The 21,944-nt window shown below is 41.2% G+C and carries 17 protein-coding genes and 1 pseudogene; 9 read left to right on the forward strand and 9 right to left on the reverse strand.

The features are described 5' to 3' along the window. Positions 1 to 12: 12 nt before the first annotated feature. The 3 genes from creD to EHS11_RS03780 all read right to left on the reverse strand — a co-directional run bounded on the left by creD (position 13) and on the right by EHS11_RS03780 (position 3,560). Complete coding sequence (gene creD, locus EHS11_RS03770; protein WP_135763083.1) at positions 13 to 1,344, reverse strand: cell envelope integrity protein CreD; 1,332 nt, start codon at positions 1,342 to 1,344, stop codon at positions 13 to 15. Positions 1,345 to 1,441: 97 nt separating this feature from the next. After that, the gene (gene creC, locus EHS11_RS03775) at positions 1,442 to 2,881 is read right to left on the reverse strand and encodes a two-component system sensor histidine kinase CreC (RefSeq protein ID WP_135763084.1); all 1,440 of its coding nucleotides are present in this window, start codon (positions 2,879 to 2,881) and stop codon (positions 1,442 to 1,444) included. 4 nt (positions 2,882 to 2,885) lie between these two features. After that, a complete protein-coding gene (locus EHS11_RS03780) occupies positions 2,886 to 3,560 on the reverse strand; it encodes a response regulator (RefSeq protein WP_135763085.1) in 675 nt (224 codons plus the stop codon). A 106-nt stretch (positions 3,561 to 3,666) separates the two neighbouring features. On the opposite strand from EHS11_RS03780, the gene EHS11_RS03785 reads away from it, so the two are divergent. The 6 genes and pseudogenes from EHS11_RS03785 (at position 3,667) to EHS11_RS03805 (ending at position 13,981) form a co-directional block, all read left to right on the forward strand. Further along, positions 3,667 to 7,737, forward strand: a complete 4,071-nt coding sequence (locus EHS11_RS03785; protein WP_135763086.1) for a LamG domain-containing protein — start codon at positions 3,667 to 3,669, stop codon at positions 7,735 to 7,737. Between the two features lie 857 nt (positions 7,738 to 8,594). Further along, positions 8,595 to 9,743: pseudogene (locus tag EHS11_RS20460) on the forward strand (adenylate/guanylate cyclase domain-containing protein); the annotation flags it as partial. A 4-nt stretch (positions 9,744 to 9,747) separates the two neighbouring features. After that, on the forward strand, positions 9,748 to 11,883 hold the full coding sequence (locus tag EHS11_RS03795) for a FecR family protein (RefSeq protein ID WP_167884341.1): 2,136 nt from the start codon (positions 9,748 to 9,750) through the stop codon (positions 11,881 to 11,883). Next, complete coding sequence (locus EHS11_RS03800) at positions 11,873 to 13,030, forward strand: hypothetical protein (protein ID WP_135763089.1); 1,158 nt, start codon at positions 11,873 to 11,875, stop codon at positions 13,028 to 13,030. The genes EHS11_RS03795 and EHS11_RS03800 overlap by 11 nt, the downstream gene beginning before the upstream one ends. A gap of 55 nt (positions 13,031 to 13,085) precedes the next feature. Beyond that, positions 13,086 to 13,214 (forward strand): hypothetical protein, encoded by a 129-nt coding sequence (locus EHS11_RS20285; RefSeq protein WP_281282553.1) that lies wholly within the window; start codon positions 13,086 to 13,088, stop codon positions 13,212 to 13,214. 17 nt (positions 13,215 to 13,231) lie between these two features. After that, positions 13,232 to 13,981 carry a Dph6-related ATP pyrophosphatase gene (locus EHS11_RS03805; protein ID WP_135763090.1) on the forward strand — a complete coding sequence of 250 codons (750 nt, stop codon included), beginning with the start codon at positions 13,232 to 13,234 and terminating at the stop codon, positions 13,979 to 13,981. On the opposite strand, the gene EHS11_RS03810 is transcribed toward EHS11_RS03805, so the two are convergent. Next, positions 13,941 to 15,965, reverse strand: a complete 2,025-nt coding sequence (locus EHS11_RS03810) for a PP2C family protein-serine/threonine phosphatase (RefSeq protein WP_135763091.1) — start codon at positions 15,963 to 15,965, stop codon at positions 13,941 to 13,943. The two genes, EHS11_RS03805 and EHS11_RS03810, sit on opposite strands and share 41 nt — an antisense overlap. 74 nt (positions 15,966 to 16,039) lie before the next feature. Next, positions 16,040 to 16,216, reverse strand: coding sequence for a hypothetical protein (locus tag EHS11_RS19760; protein ID WP_167884342.1), 177 nt, complete (start codon positions 16,214 to 16,216; stop codon positions 16,040 to 16,042). Between the two features lie 59 nt (positions 16,217 to 16,275). On the opposite strand from EHS11_RS19760, the gene EHS11_RS03815 reads away from it, so the two are divergent. The 3 genes from EHS11_RS03815 to ruvA all read left to right on the forward strand — a co-directional run bounded on the left by EHS11_RS03815 (position 16,276) and on the right by ruvA (position 18,274). Beyond that, positions 16,276 to 16,761 (forward strand): MarR family winged helix-turn-helix transcriptional regulator, encoded by a 486-nt coding sequence (locus EHS11_RS03815; protein ID WP_135763092.1) that lies wholly within the window; start codon positions 16,276 to 16,278, stop codon positions 16,759 to 16,761. 2 nt (positions 16,762 to 16,763) lie between these two features. Further along, a complete protein-coding gene (locus tag EHS11_RS03820) occupies positions 16,764 to 17,597 on the forward strand; it encodes a DUF2225 domain-containing protein (RefSeq protein WP_167884343.1) in 834 nt (277 codons plus the stop codon). Positions 17,598 to 17,677: 80 nt separating this feature from the next. Continuing rightward, a complete protein-coding gene (gene ruvA / locus EHS11_RS03825; RefSeq protein ID WP_135763094.1) occupies positions 17,678 to 18,274 on the forward strand; it encodes a Holliday junction branch migration protein RuvA in 597 nt (198 codons plus the stop codon). Between the two features lie 49 nt (positions 18,275 to 18,323). On the opposite strand, the gene EHS11_RS03830 is transcribed toward ruvA, so the two are convergent. The 4 genes from EHS11_RS03830 to EHS11_RS03845 all read right to left on the reverse strand — a co-directional run bounded on the left by EHS11_RS03830 (position 18,324) and on the right by EHS11_RS03845 (position 21,930). After that, the gene (locus EHS11_RS03830) at positions 18,324 to 18,908 is read right to left on the reverse strand and encodes an NAD(P)H-dependent oxidoreductase (protein ID WP_135763095.1); all 585 of its coding nucleotides are present in this window, start codon (positions 18,906 to 18,908) and stop codon (positions 18,324 to 18,326) included. Between the two features lie 35 nt (positions 18,909 to 18,943). Beyond that, entirely contained in the window at positions 18,944 to 19,666 is a 723-nt protein-coding gene (locus EHS11_RS03835; RefSeq protein ID WP_135763096.1) for a siderophore-interacting protein, read from the reverse strand. Positions 19,667 to 19,800: 134 nt separating this feature from the next. Continuing rightward, on the reverse strand, positions 19,801 to 20,385 hold the full coding sequence (locus EHS11_RS03840) for a hypothetical protein (protein ID WP_135763097.1): 585 nt from the start codon (positions 20,383 to 20,385) through the stop codon (positions 19,801 to 19,803). Beyond that, entirely contained in the window at positions 20,386 to 21,930 is a 1,545-nt protein-coding gene (locus EHS11_RS03845; protein WP_135763098.1) for a restriction endonuclease, read from the reverse strand. It abuts the gene before it with no gap. Positions 21,931 to 21,944: the final 14 nt, after the last annotated feature.

Here is a 21,944-nt window from a genome sequence, read left to right on the forward strand (position 1 = left end):
GTAAAAAACGATTTAGTCTTGTCTTTCCTTTCCGAAAGAATACCAATCTATCTTTCTTGTGAAGTGCATTACAATCGCAAGCAAAACGAATACTGCAATCGAACCGAGTAAAAGCGCCTGATCTTCGGAAGACAATACCACATAAAGAAAAGTATAAAGGCATATGTAGAAAAAGCCCGACAAAACTCCTTTCTTTTTGTTTTTCAACACCGAAGCCGCATAATATCCGATAAGTGATGATACTGCGAGAGATGCCAGCGAGTAAGACAAGACAAATCCCAAATGTTCCGAAAGAGATAGGTTCAAAATATAGAACACTACCATACAGGAACCGATAAGCAGATATTGAATGGGATGAAGTATGATTCCTCCGAATACTTCCAGTAGAAAAAACAAAGTAAAACTGGTTACTAATATGAGGAGTGCGTATTTTACAGATCTTTCCATTTTTTGATAATGATCCGCCGGGATGATGAGTTTCACTCCATTGGCTGATGCCAATATCAATTCTGCAGTATTTGCATCCATAGAACGGATGATCTGCGGGTAATTCCTTCCGAAATAAGACGATTCCCAAACAGCGTTAAACCCGGATTCGGTGATGGTCCTGTCTTTCGGGAGAAGGTTCCCTTCGAAGGAAGGATCGTTCCAATCGGAAGAAATTTGCACAGTATTTTCCTTTCCAACGGGAACTATGGAAAAAGATTCGGACCCCTTTAAGGAAATATGCATCTGAAATTTAACACTGCTTTCTCTTTCCGACAGATTCAAATCCGCATGGAAACCGCTTGGGAAATAAGGGCTTTCCGTTCCGGGTTGCAGATTTTTTTCTTTGCCCGACCAAACAAATCGGATTTCTTTTCCCAAACCTTTTCCGTCCGTTATGGAAGTAACCAGTCGAACATCGCTCCAATAGATATAACTTGTTTCGGAAGGAAAATCGGCCTCCACAGGTATTTTGAACTTTCCATCCACTTGGATTTCTCCGTTGTACAAAACTGCTTGGTAGATACTTCTTTTTCGAATCTCCGATTTTAAATCTCCCGTAATACGGATTTCTTCGGGTAAAAAATACGTGTAATGTGTCTCGTAATCCCACTCTATCTTTTTCGAGTTGTCATTCGAAGACTTGGGAATTCTAACATTATAGGGAACCACAAGGAATGGCCCCGCAATCACCTGGTTTCCTCCCCATTTGGAACTGATTTCTTCCACAGCTTCTTCCGAAGACCTGTGCCTGTCTCCGATCAAACTCCCTACAAGTCCCAAAGGAATCAAAAATCCTATTGCCATAAGTCCCAATATCACCAAACGAAAGTTTACCGAGTTTTGTATCTTAATCATAATCATTCTCCTGATAAGACCAGGATAAAAGAAAATGATGAGTTGCTTATGGGGGAAATGTGAGGATTTTGTGAGGATGGAATTTTTGTCGGATTTTTTACGAAAAACGGATCGAAGCTGAAACTCCCTTTCCCTCCCTGTTGCCTATGGAGAGTTTTGCATTATGAAGTAAGGCCACCTGTTTTACAAAAGCAAGTCCGAGGCCCGAACTCTTTTTGCCTGAATCGGGTCTTGGCAAAGAATAAAACCTATCATAGATTTTGGAAAGAGCGTAATCCGGAATTCCCATTCCCTCATCCAGTACTTCCAAAATACAACCACCTTCTTTTTCTTTCTTCAAATTGATTTGAATGTCATTACCCGATAGAGAAAAGTCCAAAGCATTCTGAATTAGATTTTGGACGGAGAGAGATAAAAAAAACCGATTCCCTTGAACTGTGATATTTTCAGTTTCAAAATATGTCCGAAGGGAAACTGATTTTTTTTCCGCTTCGGGCAAAAAACCCGGAATCAATGCTTCCACTAACCGGGACAAGTTGATACTTTCCTCCGTGTTGACTTCCTTATTTGCTTCCAAAGAAGACAGATCCAAAAGTCTCTCAATCAGATTCTGAATCCTTTTTCCTTCCGATTGGATATTCAAAATCAAACTTTCCCTTTTCTCCCTGTTTGTTTCGAGTAACTCTGCAGAGGCGAGAATGGAAGAGAGAGGACTTTTTATTTCATGCGTAAGAGTTTGCACGTAATTTTCGATATATTCCTTTCCTTCCAGAGAACGGACCAGCTCATCCATTTCTTTCCCCAGTTCCCGGATCTCCTTCAAATTGATTTTTGGGAAGCCTACTCTTTTTCCCGAACGAAGTGCACTTACATAACCGGATAGTTTTCGGATGGGAGAAAAAAGCAGATAAGCGAGAATTACAAATAACACCGCGATCAGAACTGCTACGACCAAGCTGATTTGCCAAAATTTTTTACGCGCCGTTTCTATAAAGGGAACCACACTGCTTTTCGGTTTTACAATCGTGATCACTCCCAAAATTTCTTTTCCCATTTGAATGGGTGCTGCAACGAAAAGAGCGCCTTCTCCGTTCGGATCAAGCAGCTTGCTCGATCTTACTCCGTATTTTTTCTGTAAGGTGAGAAATACGTCGTTGTATTTGGAATAATCCAGTCCTTTCCTATATCCTTCCGAATCAAATACTACGATTCCTTTTTCGTCCGTAACATAAATCTGCAAATCTACATTTGTTTTGGTAAGACTATAGATCTTTGCCGTGAACTTACGTCCTTTGGCATTTAAAAAAAGAGGAGAAAGGATTTTGTTTGCAGAATCGGCGATTTTTGCCTTCGGAGAATATTTCAGAAAGGATTTGTAATCTTCTTCCAAAGCGGCGGAAAACAGGTGGGCAGTGTCGTTTAACGACTCTTCCATGGTTTCCATATAACGCGGACGAATCGACTCTTCCGTTTTATTGATTAGATAATAAAACCCTAGTCCCAGGATAAAAAAAAAGCGATTACAATTCGAATCCAAAGATTCATAGATTTTCCTTTAAGCCGTAACCCTGTCCCCTTCTGGTTTCAATCGGGTCCAGATCGGATCGAACTTCTTTCAAACGGGATCGAATGTTTTTGATCACAGTATCCACAGCCCGATCGAAACTATCTTCAGGTTCCGTCCAAACAATGTCCATGATTTCTTCTCTGGTGAATATCCTGCCCGGATGGTTCAAAAACAAAACCAAGGTCTTGTATTCATAGGGAGAAAGAGGAAGGGACTTGTCCGAATAATAGATGATCTTTTTTTTCTCATCCGAACGAAACAGGGAATCCTCCGCCTTTCTCTTTTTCGGAAGAGACCTTCGCAAGACCGCACGAATCCTGGAAGTCAATTCCCTCGGACTAAAAGGTTTCACAACATAATCATCAGCACCTAACTCAAGACCTACGATCTTGTCGATTTCCGCATTTCTTGCGGTAAGTAAAATCACAGGGATATCGAATCGGATCCGAATCTCTTTCAGAACCTCGAAACCAGACTGATCGGGAAGACCGACATCCAAAAGAATCAAATCCGGATTTTGATTCAAAAGAGAAATTCCTTCTCTACCTGTCATTGAAGAAATACAAAAGAAACCTTCCGCTTCCAGAGCAATCCGAATGGTTTCCAAAATGCCCGGTTCATCTTCTATGATCAGAATGGTTTTTGACATTGGTTCTTTGGGAAAGCTCGGGGATAAGTAAAAAAGAGCAAGAAAATCTCCAGATTTTCTGATTGCCCAAGCGGATCTACATGAATTTACTAATAAAAACCCTGCTATGAAGAAGACACACCTTCTCGTTTTTCTAGCTTTTTGCACCCAAATCGGGTGTGCTTCCGCATTTAACTGGTCTGCGGCCAAGGATTTGGATTTTCTTGCCTCTCTTTTCGGATTTGGGAAATCCAAATCTTACCTGCTCGGGGGAAATGCTTCCGGACTTACAAACCTTACCGGACTAAAATTACAAAATGCGGATGAGATTCTGTCCATCGATGCAAATGGTACTTTCCAGTTCAAAAAACAATTCAAAGAAGGAGAGACCTACCAAGTAACCATAAACTCTTACCCTGTAGGTTCCGATGGCGGCCAAACTTGCGTCATTGCGGGAGACACAGGCACATTCGGAGCCGCAGATGCGATTACAATTTCAGTAACTTGTGCAGATGCAGCCCTGATTGAAGTCAGCGTATCCGGACTTTCGGGAACCGGGCTTAGTTTTTTAAACAATGGAGGTAACTCCCTTTCCGTAAGTGGAAATGGAACCGCTGCATTTTCAGTACCGCTTTCCAATGGCGCAAGTTACAATGTAACCGTAGGAAATCAACCCATCAGTGTTTGGCAAACATGTGTTGCAACAAGTGCGAACGGAGGAACCGTAGTACCGCCCCTTCCCGGCAAAATTACGATCAACTTCCAGTGTACAACTAACACCTATAATGTGAAAGCATACGTAACAGGACTAGCAGCACCTTATACTGGTACGGTGGATGTAAGGGAAAGTGCAAATTCGATTGTAGATATCACAGCCATAGGTAATTACGCCGCTGCCTCTGCCAGCGCGCTTTCCATCCTTGCCACTCTTCCCAGCGGATCCGCTTATACGGTAACCGTCTCGGCGGGCCCTACAATTCATACCTGCACTCCCGTAGGCGGAACAGGCACTGTAGGAGGAGGAGACGCGATCGTTCAAATCAACTGTGCTCCTTTTAATTATACTTTAACCGGAACGATCACAGGGTTACTGGGAAGCGGTTTGACTTTGACGGCAGGAGGATTGACCCAAAATATTCCCGCAGGAAGTACAAGTTATGCATTCAGCCTGCCGCATGGAACGAGTTATACGGTCTCTCCGAGTGTTCAGCCCTCAGGTCCCAGTGTTTGGCAGACATGCACTGTCAGTTCCGCAGCAGGGACAATCAGTGCTGCAAATGCAAGCGGGGTTGACATTACATGTACACCAAATATTTATAATGTGAATGTCCAAATATCCGGCTATGATCCGACGGACGTGGGCAACTTGGTTTTAGGGTTGAATTCCGCGACCCCTTCTCTCACGATCCCACCTGCAAATTCAGGACTAGTTCAGTCTGTGGGTACGGTTTCCAGTGGCAATAGTTACAATATATTCGTAATCAGCAACCCGAGCGTGACTGCACCTCCTGCAGGTCCGTCTAAATACTGTACGGCGGTTGCGGGCTCGGGAACGATTACAAACGGATCAGTGACTGTTACGGTCAATTGTATCAATTCCCCGAGTGTAATCCTTACCGTACAAGGATATGCATCCGGTTTTACAATCACGGATACCGTCCAAAACAATTCCAGAACGATTTCCGGAAACGGAGTATATTCTTTTCCGGTTCCTGCAGGCGGAAATTACAATTTAACCATCCCTACGCTTCCTACCAACCAGGCTTGCGTTTATACTTCCGGTTCCGCTTCGGGATCGGTCGCAAATATCGAAGTGGCAGCAACTCTTTCCTGCACACCTATCGTTACCTTTACCAGCCCGGGCGAATCAGCAACTAACACAGGATCACCAACAACGATCAGTGTACATTTCAACAAAAGCATTGCCAGCGGGCTCACCTTCAACGGAGGGACAAAAATCTGCCAGGGAAATTTCCAGGTTTCCATGAATGATTTTGTAAGTTGTGTTCCCATTACCACAGCAACAAACAGTGTTTTGACGACAAGAGTCGATTTGGATGTTTCCGGCACAACCTTATGGTATGGAACAGGTTATAAAATCAAAGTATTGAATGCTGTGACAGATACGAACGGACAATCCATGGCATACTCTACCGCAAGTTATCTTTCTTCCGCAGGTTTCAATACGGGAGGACTTCTTCGCAGATATGATTTTGGGTCGGGCTCCTTAACCGATTCTGGAAGTCAGGCGGTAAACCTGACCAACTCTGGAGGAGCAAGTTTCGTAACAGGGGCCGATGCGGATGCAAGCGGTGCCCCGAGACTTGACGGAACCAGCCAATACCTGACAGCAATGGATACCGGACTTCCTTCGGGTGCAACGGCAAGAACCTTATGTTCGTGGATCAGTCTGAACAAACAACCTGCCTCAACCGCCGACATTTATCCTGTAATTAGTTACGGGACGCAAAACACTGGGCAAGGAACGGAACTTGTTTACACACATAACGGAAGTAACACGATACTTTCCCTAACGACATTCGGAACACCTGCTCTCAGCCAAACAGTTACACTTCCTCTCAATACCTGGATCCATCTTTGTTCCCGGTTTTCAGGAACGACCGGAGATATTTTCGTAAACGGAACTTCCGTCGGATCGGGCACAATCGCAATCGCAAATACTACGCTAGGTGGTGAACTCAGAATCGGAAGAAGAATAGGAACAAGCGATTATTTTCCGGGAAAAATCGACGGAGTGAGAGTTTACAACGCATCTCTCGGCAATATCCAGATAGGATATCTTTCCGCACAGATTCCAACCGGACTTCGCGCAAGATACAATCTGAACGCTTCCGGATTGGACACCAGCGGATTTGATTTCGATATACAGGCATTCGGAACTACAGCAGCTGCAGTCGATCGTTTCGGGATCGCAAGCAGCGCTGACAGGTTTACTTCCGGCGGTCATTACTACAACCAAACCATTACAACTTTACCTACGACTCAGACAGCAACAGTGACCCTCACCGCATGGATCAAACCGACCACGATTAACTCCGAGAATGTGATCCTGAACAACGGACATTCCAGCATTACGGGATATACTCTCTTTTTAGGATCAACCGGGGAAGTCTGCGGAATCTTAGGCGGGATACAATTGGCATGCAGCACGGGGAAGGTTTCAAAAAACATATGGACTCATGTTGCCTTCAGAGGAAACAACGGAGATTGGGATATTTTCTGGAACGGAATCAAAGTCAAAGACAATGACTCACCGTCCCCTTCCGTGACCCCAAACGCACCTACCACTAGCAACAGTTATATTTCTATCGGCAACCAGCCGAATCCGATCGGTTCAGCACCTTTCACTGGGGAAATCGACGATGCCCGTATTTATGAAGTAGCACTTTCGGATGCGCAAATCCGACATCTGGCGGGATTTCATCCTTTTCAAGTGACAGGCGCCGTAGACATAGCAACAAATACGACACATACACTCTCCTTATATCTGCAAGCTGGTAGTTTAGGAGGAGACTCGGGACTTAGCGGAGGATCTTTCACTAGTACGATTTGGAACGACTCCGGTCCGAGAGGAGCCAATACAACTGCTTCCGCAGGAACATTGAATTACCTGACTTCCGGCATCGGAGGACAACCTTCCGTACAATTTGCAACAAGCGCATACTTTACAAGCAACGGAAATAACTTGACGGGAGGAGCCGATGCGAGTATCTTTTATCTGTTCCAAACGCCAAGCACAAACGCTGCGAGTGAAATAGCCAATTTTCATCCGGGCAATGCTGCTTGTGCCGGCGGACAAGAACTATACTACGATACTTCAAATCAGTTCTTTTTTTCAAATTGCGGTGTTGGTTCGATTGGCAGCAGCGGATTTACAACTAGCACAAATTATATAGGCGAAACGATAGTCACAGGATCTTTGTCAATTGCGAGTTTTTACAATCAAACTGGTTCATTTACAAGCGGCCTAGTCGGTTTGGCGGCATTTGCCGCACCGCAGTATTATACGATCGGGTACAACCAAAATAGCGGCAGCCCTCTATATTTTCCAAGCGGACAGATATCCGAAATCATTTATTACAACACATCCTTGAGCGTATCCGACCGGAATAAAATCCGTTGTTACCTATCCACCAAATATAGAATCCCAGTGCCATCTACAGTGAGCTGCGATTAAAGGAAGCAAAAGCACCCATGTCAGAAAATCAATTCAAACCTTCCGCTTGGACCATCCGATTAAAACTGATTTCAATGATTTCCATTATTATCATATTCGGATTGTCTTCCATGATTTTTTTGGCTTCCGGATTTTTCAAAGACGATTCGGAAAGAAGAATCCAGGAAAACAATCTTCAACTAGCAAGCATTATCGGACAAAAGGTGGAGAACGAATTCTATTCCATCGCTTATAAAATTCATAACATGGCGACGATCCTGGAACAGAATTTGAGCAAACCGCAAACAGGTGTTTTCGTTGATTTGTTTTTTAAAAACAACCAGGATTTTATCTATATGGCGGTTGCAGACATAGAAGGGGAAAGTCTAAAAATCAAAACCAAAATCTATAATGAAAAATATCTGAACGAAAACAATATCTCCCTGGAAACCATTGAGATTGTCAATTCCTCATTCGCCAAAGAATTTTTACGTGCAGGATCGGGGGCCACAGTCGTACAAAATGTAAGTTCCGGGTTTTTAAGTCCCATCCTCGGTATTAGTATTCCCTTTCAGACCAATAAGGGAAATTCACTTGTACTCGTCTATGTGGACGCGATCGAATTTATGAAGGCCTTCCAAACGGCAGGTATCACGACTACTTTCCTTATCAATGAAAAAGGGGATCTCCTGGCCCATCCCGATCGGGAGATGGTACTTGCTTCCAAAAACCTGATCGATTCTCCTATCGTCAAAAGTCTTATGGGAAGTAAGCTTGACAACGGACAGAACAAGTACACGGACAAAGACAATATTTCCTATCTCGGCTCTTTTAAAAAAATGGGACTTGCCGGCCTCGGGATCATATCCACAGCCAAAGAAAGCGACGCATTCGAACAGGTATATATTATCCAAAGAAGAAATATTTACATACTGCTTATCATTCTCAACCTTTCCGTAATCATAGTATTTTTCTTTTCCAAAACAATTAGCTCACCTATCATACGATTGGTGAGTGCCACAAAACAAATCGAAAGTGGAAACTTCCATGTGGAAATCAAACCTGCTACCAGAGACGAAGTGGGAATCCTTACCAGTTCATTTACGGGAATGGCGCACGGGCTGGAAGAAAGGGAAAAAGTAAAATCGATTTTAGGATCCATGATCGATCCGACGGTTGTTCAAGAAGCTATGATCGATATGGCTGCATTGAAACGGGGAAGTGAAAAAAACATAACCGCTTTCTTTTCCGATGTAGCCGGATTTTCCACAATCAGCGAACAATTGAAATCCGAAGATCTGGCAGCTTTACTCAATGAATATCTTTCCGCAATGACCATTATCCTCAAGGAGAACGACGGAGTTTTGGACAAATACATCGGGGATGCGATCGTCGGAATCTGGAACGCACCTGTGGATGTTTCGAATCACTCGAGTAAGGCGGCAAAAGCATCCATTGAAATGGTTCGTAAACTTGCCGATCTCAGAGATTATTGGACCAAAAACAATCTATACACTTCGGAAGCCCGCGAAATGGATGCACGAATAGGACTCAATACGGGACCGGCTAAGGTCGGTTTCATGGGAACCGACGCACTTGCCTCTTATACCATGATGGGCGACACGGTCAACCTGGCAGCCCGATTGGAAGCTGCCGGAAAAGACTACGGTGTCAATATACTTATCAGCGAAACGACAAAGACCCAAATCCAGGATGAATTTTTCACAAGAGAATTGGATCTGGTTCGTGTAAAAGGAAAAAACGAACCTGTAAAACTCTACGAATTGATCGCCTTTCAAAATGATGTAAAGGAATCAATCGCAGAAAGTGCAAAGGAATATGAGGCGGGGTTCAAACTCTATCTCAAAAAGGATTTCACCAAAGCGATCACCAAACTGAATAAGGCGATCAAAACCAAAGGAAAAAAAGACAAAGCGGCACTCATGCTCATCGAAAGATGCGAAGAGTATATGGCAAATCCTCCCGAAAAAGGATGGGATGGGGTTTTTACAAGAACTCATAAATAAGACTATGGCATACTCTCGTTTTGAAAAATGGATGATCGTCTTGCTAATAGGAATTTTATTCCTATTATCGGGATTATTATATTATGAAATGAACAAACGATTGGATGCAGGCAATGCAAAAATCATCGGTACGATTACATTCAAACAAAGAACCGTTCAGAGAAAGTATGCAAGTAGGGTCGTATGGGAAGACATGGAACAACATTTCCCTTTGCGTAACAAAGACTCCATCCGAACGGCCACTGCTGCCGATGCCGAAATCACTTTGAACGACGGCACCAAAATTCAGTTAAACGAAAACAGCATGATCCTTCTCAACTTGGATGAGGACAAAGCCAATATTGACTTTGCATACGGATCTCTTTCCGCACAAAATGCAGGTAACGGAGATTCAAAGATACAAATCAAAACCGGAGAAACATCCGTTTCCGTTGGAAACGGAGATGTGAAACTTTCCAAAGAAGAAGGCAAAAATCTTTCCGTATCAGTAGAAAAAGGAGAAGCTGAAATCGCTTCCCTTGGAAAAGAATCCCAAAAAATCGGTACGGATGAAAAAGCAACCCTGCAGGGTAACGATGGGAAACTGGAAATTAAAAAACAGGAGTTAAAACCGGTTTCTCCCAATGATTTAGCGCGCTTTTATACTCAGGAAAATCTTCAAACTGTAAATTTCGAATTTCAATCGAATCCGAATTATAAAAATGCCAGAATAGAAATCTCGCAAAACAACAGCTTTACGGGAAATATCGTTTCTGAGAAGATCCGAGGCTCCTATTTCAAAAAGTCACTAAAAGAGGGAGTTTATTATTGGAGATTGAAATCGGAAGATGAAATAAGTTCTGTTCGCAAATTCACTATTTACAAAACTAAATCCGTTGATTTAGTATCTCCTTCCAACGGACAAAAGATAGGAGCTACAGAAGAAACAGTCTATTTGAATCTGTTATGGACAAAAAGCGAACTATCTTCCAATTACAAATTGGAAATTTCAGATACAAAAGATTTTGGAAAATTAATCCAATCCACCACCACAATGGTAAATTCCATTTCCCTTCCTTTGGGAAAAGGTAAATACTTTTGGAGAGTCGTCTCAACAGATCCGTCAGGGACAACTCTTACTTCTTCCGTATTTTCTTTCAATATTTCGGAAGCGGACAAACCAAAACCCCCTACTCTCTTCAATCCCCAAGCAGGATCAAACATTGATTTGGTGTTAGCTGAAAGAAAAGGAATCAGATTCAATTGGTCCGCCACGTCTTCTTCCTCTGAATTTCTTTTATCCCAATCCCCTAAATTCGAATCGGTTCTTTTACAAAAACCGGTCGACGGGAATTTTTTAGACATAAAAGAAAAACTGCCGGCAGGAACTTATCATTGGAAGGTATCTTTAAAAAACACCGACGGATCCTCGGGAGAATCTTCCTCCGTTCGTTCTTTTGAAATCAAAACTTTGGGAGCCATCAAATTACATTCTCCGAAAGATGCAGTTTCCTTTTCGGTAAAGGATGTCTATTTTTCCGGAATCCCATTTAGCTGGGAAAAACTTTCTTATATAGGAAACTACCAGTTGCAAATTTCTGCAGACAGTAGTTTTTCCAAAATCCTAAAATCCTATTCCTCCGCTCAGAACAAACTTACCGTAAAAGATTTGGACGAAGGAGAATATGTATGGAGGGTCGTTTTATTAAATACGGACAACTCAGTACTCATCTCAAGCAATCCGCAGAAACTAACAGTGACTTCTCCTTTGATAAGTTCTAAAGGTTTAGACTCCGACGAATCCATGTCCGATGAAACAAAGGAAATCCCTGATCTGAAATTGATTTTTCCTTCCGAGGGACAAACACTGAACATGACCAAATCCAATTCGATTCGATTTCGTTGGAGTCCCGTTCCGGGAATCAAAGAATACAGATTCAGATTGTTCAATGGCAAAAAGGAAATTTACTCCGTTATTTCCAAAAACACTCAGTTTGATTTTAAAAAATTAGATCTGTTAGACGAAGGAGAGTTCCGGTGGACAATCACTTCCGCCGTTTCACAGAAGCCAGGAGAAAACGCATCCACATTCAAAGTAGAACTGGATGCCATATTGGAGGAAGTCGAGGTATTATCCCCCGACGTTCAGTATGAAGAATAATTTATCAAAATATCTATATCCGGTTTTGTTTTTTTCCCTACACGTCGGCTTACTCGGGGAAACGAATCATACCATCCAATGGAAACCGATTGAAAATGCATCCGGTTATAGCATCGAAGTCAAAGATACACAAGGGAAAGTTCTGACAAAAGAAACCACGGAACCTTCCGCTAGTTTTCTATTGGGAATAGGAACTTATACATACAGAATCGGAGTATTCAATAAATTCAAAAAAATCGCAAAGTTTTCTTCTTGGAAAGAATTGATCGTGCGTCAGGTCAGTTCACCTATCATTCGTTCGCAGTCGACGCTTGCAAAAAGAGAAGGCGGCAAAGACATACTCACAGTATCCGGTGATAATTTTTACGAGGGAACGAAAGCCTATATCATCCAAGATGGTAAAAAAATTCCGGTGGAATTGGAAACAACGTCCGACCACAAAACAAGCATAGTCAAAGTAGAATCTTCCAAGTTAAATAAAAACAAGGATTACAAATTGGTTTTGGAAAACCCGAAATCGACACCCGTGGAAATTCCGATTCAATCTTCTTCGATTGTCAATTCCGAGGAGGATACTTCGACAGACGAGACCTCTTCGAACCAAGACACAACAAACACGAAGGATAAAACATCAAAATCGGATTATACTCCGCCTACTATATGGTCTTTATTTTGGAGGCAAGCCCTTATCCCAGGTTGGGGACATTTGTACGCAAAAGATACAAAAACAGGATCCGCTTATTTATTCGCTTTTTTAGGTACATCCCTCGTTGCATTGGACCAGCAGGATCTTTATCAATCTTCCAGAGATCATTTTCGCATTCGATCAAACACAGTGACTGCATTTCGTTTGATGGACCCAGATGCAATCTATATACCCTATTATGCGGGGACACTCGTAAACACGCATAATGCGGAGGATGTAAGAGAAAGACAGTTCGCACTGCAAACATCGCTTACAATCGTAGGGACGGTTTATCTGGTTTCACTTGCGCATATTTTGATTACAGGATACCAGCGGAAAGACCCGGAGCAACATAAACCGGGAATGTCTATGGGAGTTAAGGCCGATGATCCCGGCTACATAACAAGAAGTCTGGATCCTCAGTATCTGAAGATGGATATACTTTACAGTATCTTTTTTTAGTTTTGTGATTGTAAGAAGTTATAAAAGGAACACTCTGACGTACCAGGAGAGAACTATGAAAAGAATATTCCTTTTATCCATTCTATTTCTTACGACCCAAATCTTTGCCATCTCCGAACTGGAAAAACTATTCCTAAAGGAAGCGGTGACTCTAGAAGCACGCAAAACACCAAACGGAAGCTGACAAACTATAATTTGCAAATGAAACCCAAAGCGATTTTCAATTGGAGCGGAGGAAAGGATTCCTCCCTCGCTCTTTATTATGTTTTAAAAAACAAAGAGTATGATATCGAAAGCCTACTTACTTCTATGAACCATTCCGTAGATAGAATCAGTATGCACGGAGTGAGAGGGTCCCTGCTTGAAGAACAGGCGACAAGTATAGGCATTCCCTTGGACCAAGTATTGCTACCGGAACATCCTAGCATGAGCGAATATGAATCCATTCTTGGTTCAAAGATTCAAGACTGGTCGGAGAAAGGGATTACTCACTCGATCTTCGGAGATATATTTTTAGAAGACTTAAAAAAATACAGGGAAGATCAATTGGCGACAATGGGCTGGAAAGCAGTATTCCCGATATGGAAACGGAATACCACCGAACTCATAAATGAATTCATAGATTTGGGGTTTAAAGCGGTATTGGTCTGTATTAACGATAGTTATCTGGATCCTTCCTTTGCAGGAAGGGAAATCGATCGTGACTTTTTAAAAGATCTTCCCGAAAACGTTGATCCTTGCGGAGAAAACGGAGAATATCATTCGTTTGTATACGACGGACCCATTTTCAAAACCCCGATTCGGTTTTCTTTGGGGGAATCGGTCTATAAAACCTATCCTGTAATCGGAACAACAGATAAGGACAATTGTTTCCAACCGCCTTCGGAAAAAAAGCCACCCGGATTTTATTTCAAGGATTTGATTCCAAAAGATCCAGTCCTAAAATCGTAATATCATCTAAGTTCTTTTGTCCGTCTCTGAATTTTTGTACTTCTTCCAAAATCTTTCCGATGATATCTTCCGAGTTTTTAAACGAATTTTTAGAAATTGTGTCTTTCAATCTGGATTCCCCGAAGATATCTCCTTCCTTATCAGATTCTTCATACAATCCGTCCGTAAATAAAAACACCTTGTCTGCATTTTTAATGGGCAAACTCGAATTGGAATACTCTTCCGATTCATGGTATCCGATCAATCTGCCTTTTGTTTTGAGGGAGATGATTTCGGAATCCCTCACCAAATACTGGATGGGATGGCCTGCGGAACTATAATGAATCAGTTGGTTGGTAAAATCGAAATCCAAAATAAAACATGTAAAAAACAAATTCAATTCATTGTATTTGTTTGTATAATTTTCATTGATACTCTTTAACACTTCGGAAGGCAATTGCAAGGAATTGATCCTTTTTTCACACTCACTGATGATCATCATGGTAATCAATGCGGCTTGCACTCCGTGACCTGTTGCATCAGCAATAAAGGTTCTAACATAACCGGGGGAAATCTCTCTTACAAAATATATATCTCCGCCTATTTCCGAAAAAGGAATACTAACCTCCGTGACCTTCAAACGATTCAATTTTAATTCTCTTTTTCTTAAAATAGCTTCTTGGATTTTTTTGGCCATATTCAAATCGGAACGGATCAATTCCAAACTCTGATTCAATTCGCTGGTTCGTTCCTGTACTTTCAGATCCAATTTTTCCGTAAGTTCTTCCGCAGTGGAAAGCGCCCGATCAAATTTAATGGAAAGAAAGTAAGCCTGGGAAATGATAAAAAACAAAAAGCCCAAATGACTTATGTAAATATTTCGAATGATATTGGTATAAGATAACAGATCCCAAACGACAGTTCCTATAAAAACAAGCCATCCGAGTAAAAAAACGCGTGACCCGATCCTTCCTGCATTCACACAACGCAAAAGAACATAAAACAAATACAAACCGATGACAAATGCTAACGCAAGATAAGTGATAAATATGAATTCCCATCTTGTAATCAGAAAAGACAAAGACAAAAATAAACAGGTAAAATATATGTAAGGAAGATATTTGCGATCCACTTCATTTCGGAAGAATGTGGAAAAGATCCCGATCAGAATGGGAGGCAGCACCAAAAAGGAACTTACATCCAAAATTTGTTCGAAAAAACCGTTCATCTCAGGAAACCATTGGTGCAAATAATGTTCTTCAGTGACTAAAATCCGGAAGCTCATAGTAAGGCAAAATATTCCGAAAAGTAAAACTCCCTTATCTTTTCTCCTCAGGAGAAACAAACCAAGATGATAGACTCCCATAACAGATAAAATTCCCAAACTGAATACATCCGTGAACAATTGGTAATTTTGAACTTTGCGAATATTCTTTTCCAAACCAAATAGGATCGGTCTTCTGGGTCCGGGGTGTTTGTCTTCGAAATTAATCGCCTCGATAATGATTTCCGTTTTGCCATTATCATTGGGAAACGACAAAAAAGGTCTGACAAGAGATCTTTGCCGATTCTCTTTGAAAATAGAATACTTTCCATTTTCGTATATCAATCTGCGATTGACGTACAATCTGTAACTTTCTGGAAACTCATAAAGTTTCAAAGCTAGGACGTTTGAGTCAGCCTTTGTAATCACATTCAACCGGTAGACAGCCTTCCCTTCTTTCGGATATCTTCCGCTTTCTATCCAAGAACCGGGAACAGGGATGAATGAATCAGAAAGGATTTTATTTTTATCTTTTATATCTTCAAAACCATCGTTCCAATAAAATTCCCAAGTCCCGTCTAACTGAAATACATTCGGATCATCTATTTTGTAGGAACTCAAATCCGAAAATCCGTCCTCTACATTCGCCTCTATTTGTTCTATCCCGGAACATCCGAAACAAAACAATAAAGATACAAACAGTCCCGGGAAGAACCTTTTTGCCAAATGCAGAGAACCCATGAAAGAAGGTTTCTCTTAAAGAGGGGGAAAGAAAAGGAGAATTTTACCAGTTTCCCTTTCTTTCCAATCTAAATCTAAAACATGGACTTAAAAAAATGGATACTTCCCAGAATGATTCCGAATAATCCCGCGAGAGACAGAGTGCAGGATACCATGGCGACAGAGAGTCCTATGGGTGAATCCCAAGAATACCATTTGCCAAATCCATCATGATAAAATTCGTTCTTGTCAGTTTCTGTCGTTGCATTCATCTGTAATTTCCTTGATTATAAATTATCTTAATAACAAAGATACTTAACCACAAAGATATATGCAAGAAAAAAAAACAGCAAAATCCAAAGAATTCGTGCTCGCGTCCTTTCTGAAGGAATCCAAAAATCTAAGCACGGAAACCATACTCTTTCACCAGAAAGTAGCCGAAAAACTAGGGCTCCACATAACAGATCATAAATGTTTGGATTTCCTGCTCACAAAAGGAGCGCACACCGCAGGAGAGTTATCCCGTTTAACAGGACTTAGCACTGGAGCCATCACTTCATTGATTGATCGTTTGGAAAAAAAAGGTTTAGCAGTAAGAAAGAATGATCCTGAAGATAGAAGAAAAGTACTAGTACATCCCGTAATAAATCCTAAATTCTTTTCATTGATCGGAGAGATCTTTGGAAATCTCGCCAACAGCACGGAAGCACTACTCTCTTCCTATAACGAAAAGGAGCAAAAATTAATCCTTGAATACACAATTCGATCCAGAGAAATGATGGAGAAAGAAAGAGATAGATTATCCAACGGAGGATAGAAGTGGTAGAGAAAGAAGAGACAAAACAAACTAGCCCCGTCATTCTTCAAGACATTCAATGTCCGGTTTGCAGTTATGAAGAAGTTAAAAACTACACGTTAAAGGCAAAAACTCTTCCCATTCATCATAATATTTTCGAAGTTCCCGTTTACGACGACAATCCTAAATACATCCGTCTTGATTTCAATGAATTGCAGTTTACCGTTTGCCCCATTTGTTTTTATACGGGTGCTTCCAAAACTGATTTTAATTTTCACGGAAGTCTTTCTCATACAGACAAACACACGGAAACGGACAAAAGGATTTTAGAATATTGGAAACAAAACACACAAAAAATCAAATCCGAGTTTAACGTCCCTTCGGTCAACGCGGAATCCTTTGTTAACCCTAGAACGCCCGAAGCTGCTCTATTGAGTGTGAATCTGGCAATACATAAGGCAAGCATAGAGTTAGGTGTTAAAATTCCATACTCTATGATCAAACGTGCTCACCGTTATGTGAGATTATTCTGTTTAAATTACAAATACACCAAAACGGAAGATTTGGAATTACTGAAAAAAGCGGTCACAGATTTGGAAGAAATATTTAGGCTTTCCGATTTTCCTGAAAAACCATACGAATTCGAAGTTTGTTATCTGATCGTAGTATGCTCAATTAAGTTAGGTGATGAATCGAAAGCGGCTTCCTTTATCAAGGTTTTGGATCAGACAAAAGCAGAGCTCGGTTTGGAATCGAAAACAAATCCAAAGGTTCCGTTACAAGAGATTACAAAATGGTCTACGCTTGCAAAGGAAGTTTGGCAAAATAGAACGGACGCTTCCATTTGGATCATTTAACGGTTCGCTATTTTTACCCCTTTTCATTTATATGCTTGCGGTAAGACAGTAAGATTTCAAACTAAAGAACACGTCCCGACATGATTGCAAGCTTAAGAGGAACCTTACTCAGACTCGATTTGGATTCTATTTTAATAGAAGTATCCGGTGTGGGATACGAAGTGATGATCCCTTTCCCTCTGCATTTGGAGCTAAGGGAATCCATTGGAAAAGAAATCTTCATCCACTGCTTTCATTCCATCTCCGATCGTGGACAAAAACTTTTCGGATTCCAAACCAATAAAGATCGGGAGCTCTTCAAACTGATCAAGTCCCTTCATGGGATCGGGGAGCTCACTGCCCTAAAGATACTTTCTTTCTTTCGCGCTGACGATCTCTATCAAATTGCGCAAGCAGACGATAGAAAAACTTTGGAAAGAATCCCCAAAGTCAAAGGCAAAACTTCGGAAAAGATATTATTCGAGATCAAACAAAACCTCAAAAAATTGGAATCTTTTTTACAAGACGACTCCGGAAAGGAATTCGGTCCCATTCATATCCAGGATGATCTTGCGATTCTTGCATTGATTCAGTTGGGCTATGATGAAAAGACCGCAAAACGGGAAGTAGATCTGATTCGTAAGGAATCTCCTGACCTGGAAGCCGGAGAGATTGTAAAAAAAGTCATAACAAAATAAGGCTCAAGCCGGAGAAATTCATCCTTTGTCCGGATATTTGCTCATTCCATCAGATTCCTTTTTTACCAAACGCTCCTACTTTTTCCAACCAATTCTCTCTGAATTTTTCCTTAGACATCCGAATCGGGCCGATGGAAGTTACCTGAACCGGTTTGATACCGCAAAACTCGAGTACGGTTCGCTTCATCATACGATTGCTAGGTTCTCCATAGACAAGCCAGAAATACCAGGCCGGTTGATCCATAGTGGAAATGATCCTCGAAGAACGTCCTGTTAGAAATTTGTCCCACCAAACGGAACCTTCCCTTCTTTTAAAAGCAAAACCTGGAATCAAAACCCGATCCAAAAATCCTTTCAAAAGCGCAGGAACGGATCCCCACCAAACAGGATATATCCAAACAATATGATCCGCCCAAAGGATTTTCTTCTGGGAATCCAATAGATCCGGCTCCAATTCCGTTCTCTTCCGATAACCGTATTCTAAAATAGGATTGAACTTTAGATCCCTAAGACGGATCTCTTCCACCGAATGTCCCGCGTTCTCAGCACCCTTTTTATAGGATTCTGCCAACGCAAAACCAAAACTTTCCTGATCAGGATGACCCTGTATGATTAAGATTTTTTTTTGAACCATAGATGATATTTTTATCTAACGCTGACAAATCAGCATTAATCCAATCCTTTTTTACCGACAGACCAGTAGGCCTTTACTTTGATATTGCGCGATGGAACGGATTCTTTTTTGATAAAAGGCAAAATCACTTGGATGGACTGGGCTTTGCCAGTAAGTATGAAATTTGAATTTTTATAATCAATTTGCTTATTTTGAAAGCCAAGAATGATTTTTTTCAAATGTGAATCTTCGGACTCCTTTTGAACCAAGCCAATATCACCTAACTTTAGTTTACCTATTACTACTTTCGCAGAACTTGGATTGGAGACTTCGAAGAAAAAATGAATATTGGCTTCCGGTTTTGCTTTTCTTAAATTAGATGCAACTCCAAAGGAAGTTTCATCGCCGAAAAAGTATATATTAGGAAAATTGCATTCGTTAAAAGCAAGCGATCCTCTGGGACCGAAGTATTGAAATTTGTCCCCTACCTTCAGAGATCGAATCCAAGTTCCTGCCAAAGAATCGGGGTTATGGAAATAGGCTAAAATTTCCATTTTGCCGGTCTTTTTGTCCAAAGAAACCGGAGTATAAGTACGAAATTGCAAACTTAATCCGATCTGAATCTTGTCTCCCGGCTTCCAATCCGTTTTCCTGAATCCGAGGCTCTCCCATTCCACCAAACGAAACTCATCGGATAAAACTTCGACTCGAGTCGCTTTCGCAGTAGAGAAATTCAAAACCTTTTCTACAACACCGATTACACCTTCTTTTAAACCCATATTCCTCTTTTAAAAAATCCATCTTTATTCTTATAGACTGATATATATGAATTTTGGCCCGATTTTGATTCAAATCATCAGTGATTTCACAATAAAACCGTTTTTACTAGTAGCGAATGAAAGCGGAAATGAAATCAAAACATCCGAAGCAACATCCATTTGCCTTCGAATTTTCCGAAAATGGGGTTGATCAGATAACGTACATTTTTCGGGTTTTCGGAAAATCGGAACTGGAGTTCCGATTCAAGTGCCGAATCAAAATGGAAATCGACAAAAATACCTCCCGAACTAACAAGTGCTTGCTGAATGGTAAGATTTCCCTTACTCCCTTTTTTTTCATCCAGTCGATCCGAGTCGAAAAAATAAACATTGAAGTATCCGTCTTTATTCTTTAGATCGGAAATCACTTCCTCCCGGGTCCAATGTGCCTTGGCATCGACAAACAAACCCATCTGAGGGTATATCATATCCGGCAAATCGTTCAAATTGCCAAGGCAGATGGAGTGAAGTAGTTTTGCGATTTCAATATAAATCCGTTTTGCTTCTTCCTTATCCGCATAACGTCCGTATAATTTTCCAATTTGCAGCGGGATAGGGCAATTCGAATACTCTTCTGAAGAGATTACCCTATTCTTTTGTGTTTTTTCAACTTCTTTTGCCGAAGTACACCGAACAAAAGAAAATCCGATCATCAATATGATAATATAAAAAAATTTCATTTACATCGTACGATCGAGTAATTCTTCAAACTTGTCGCCGGTAATAATTTCCATGGAATTGCCACTGGAAGCGATCATTTTTTTTCCACCCTCGGTAACTTCAAAGTTACCTATGATACATCCCTTGCTTGCACCTGCCTCTTCCATTTGTTGAATCATATCTCTGATGAATACATCGGATACTTTTGCATCTTTCCATTTTCTAACCCGAAACAAAGCTCTTTGGTTCACATCTTCTTTGGAAGAACAAAGCAAATTGACTCCGTCTCCTTCCGGATTGGCAAGCTCCTTGGTGACTCTGTACCCCATGCTCAGAATCATTCGAGTCACTTGGTTTTTAAATTGAGTACCTGTCATGGCGATAAACTTTTCGAATTTGTCTTTGCCCACCATGTCCAATTTACCAGCGAGTTTTTTCCCGCTTTCATCCACAAGACCCTTAAGATTAAAGGGTTTGGAAGATCTCATCCCGCTCAACTCAAAATAACGCGAGTTAGGAAAGAAACTAACAGAAAGAAGACTTAATTCCTTGGGAAGATCATATTCACTGGAAAGCGAATCCAGATTTCCTACTCCTCTTTCCAATTTGTATTTGAGATTGGCAAGTGCAATGACCTCCGGATCATCCATCCTTTCGCTTTCTGCTTCGATTAAAAATTCCGCAATCTCATCATAACGACCCATATAAACGGAAACCATGGAAAAATGAATACTGCTCTCTATTGTTTCACTCGTCCAACCATTCAACCTTGCCATCTCCATACATAGGCGCGCATATTTCAAAGCATCCGGAAAATTCTGTTGGAGGATTGCTTCCGTCATCAAAAATTGAAATATCGTATAACGGACATATTCGTCTTCGATCTGGTCCGCTATGGCAGTTCCGATTTTTACGGCCTCCTTGTGTTTGTTTTCCCGAGAAAGAGAAAGTGCGTATAAAAATCCGGACACCGGTGATTTTTCCAGATCATATGCTTTTTCAAAATACCCTCTTTCTTTCCCGGCTCCGGTCACACCGGAGATCACACCTTTTGCAATAAAATAGAGAGAGGAATTCATCTTTTCTTCGGGCAGTCTGGAGAAGAAATGATCCGCGATTTTGAATTCTTTTTGTCCGAGTGCCATAAATCCCAGACGCATACATGCGACCGGATTGGATCTATCCGATTGCAAAGTATCAAGATAGTGAAAAAAGGACTCTTCGAAATAGTCTTTATTATAATATATATCAGCGATTCGGTTCGAAACAGTAACCACATCGATTTCTTTCGTATAACGGTTATTTTTCTTTATGATTTCAAGATGTTTCGCTTCATTCAACGGATCGTTTTCCATGGAATAAATTTTTGCCATCACAAAATGGCCGTATGGGTTTTGATGGTCTTCTTCCAATCTTTCGCGCACCATTGCACGGGCGTCCAGATAGTTTCCGAGCGCAGCAAGACCGAGCGCCTTACTATAGCTGTCCCTTTTCTGTGTAATGATAAAACTAAGCAAAAATCCAAGTAGGATGACTGCCGTACCAACAAAGATAAAAAATGCCAAATTCGCCTACTTCC

The organism is Leptospira ilyithenensis (genome assembly GCF_004771005.1).
GTDB lineage: Bacteria > Spirochaetota > Leptospiria > Leptospirales > Leptospiraceae > Leptospira_A > Leptospira_A ilyithenensis.

Bases quoted from the DNA above. Each gene is read 5' to 3' on its own strand.
- creD (WP_135763083.1), bottom strand. From the start codon at position 1,344: ATGATTAAGATACAAAACTCGGTAAACTTTCGTTTGGTGATATTGGGA.
- EHS11_RS03780 (WP_135763085.1), bottom strand. From the start codon at position 3,560: ATGTCAAAAACCATTCTGATCATAGAAGATGAACCGGGCATTTTGGAA.
- EHS11_RS03785 (WP_135763086.1), top strand. From the start codon at position 3,667: ATGAAGAAGACACACCTTCTCGTTTTTCTAGCTTTTTGCACCCAAATC.
- EHS11_RS03795 (WP_167884341.1), top strand. From the start codon at position 9,748: ATGGCATACTCTCGTTTTGAAAAATGGATGATCGTCTTGCTAATAGGA.
- EHS11_RS03800 (WP_135763089.1), top strand. From the start codon at position 11,873: ATGAAGAATAATTTATCAAAATATCTATATCCGGTTTTGTTTTTTTCC.
- EHS11_RS20285 (WP_281282553.1), top strand. From the start codon at position 13,086: ATGAAAAGAATATTCCTTTTATCCATTCTATTTCTTACGACCCAAATC.
- EHS11_RS03805 (WP_135763090.1), top strand. From the start codon at position 13,232: ATGAAACCCAAAGCGATTTTCAATTGGAGCGGAGGAAAGGATTCCTCC.
- EHS11_RS03810 (WP_135763091.1), bottom strand. From the start codon at position 15,965: ATGGGTTCTCTGCATTTGGCAAAAAGGTTCTTCCCGGGACTGTTTGTA.
- EHS11_RS19760 (WP_167884342.1), bottom strand. From the start codon at position 16,216: ATGAATGCAACGACAGAAACTGACAAGAACGAATTTTATCATGATGGA.
- EHS11_RS03815 (WP_135763092.1), top strand. From the start codon at position 16,276: ATGCAAGAAAAAAAAACAGCAAAATCCAAAGAATTCGTGCTCGCGTCC.
- ruvA (WP_135763094.1), top strand. From the start codon at position 17,678: ATGATTGCAAGCTTAAGAGGAACCTTACTCAGACTCGATTTGGATTCT.
- EHS11_RS03830 (WP_135763095.1), bottom strand. From the start codon at position 18,908: ATGGTTCAAAAAAAAATCTTAATCATACAGGGTCATCCTGATCAGGAA.
- EHS11_RS03835 (WP_135763096.1), bottom strand. From the start codon at position 19,666: ATGGGTTTAAAAGAAGGTGTAATCGGTGTTGTAGAAAAGGTTTTGAAT.
- EHS11_RS03840 (WP_135763097.1), bottom strand. From the start codon at position 20,385: ATGAAATTTTTTTATATTATCATATTGATGATCGGATTTTCTTTTGTT.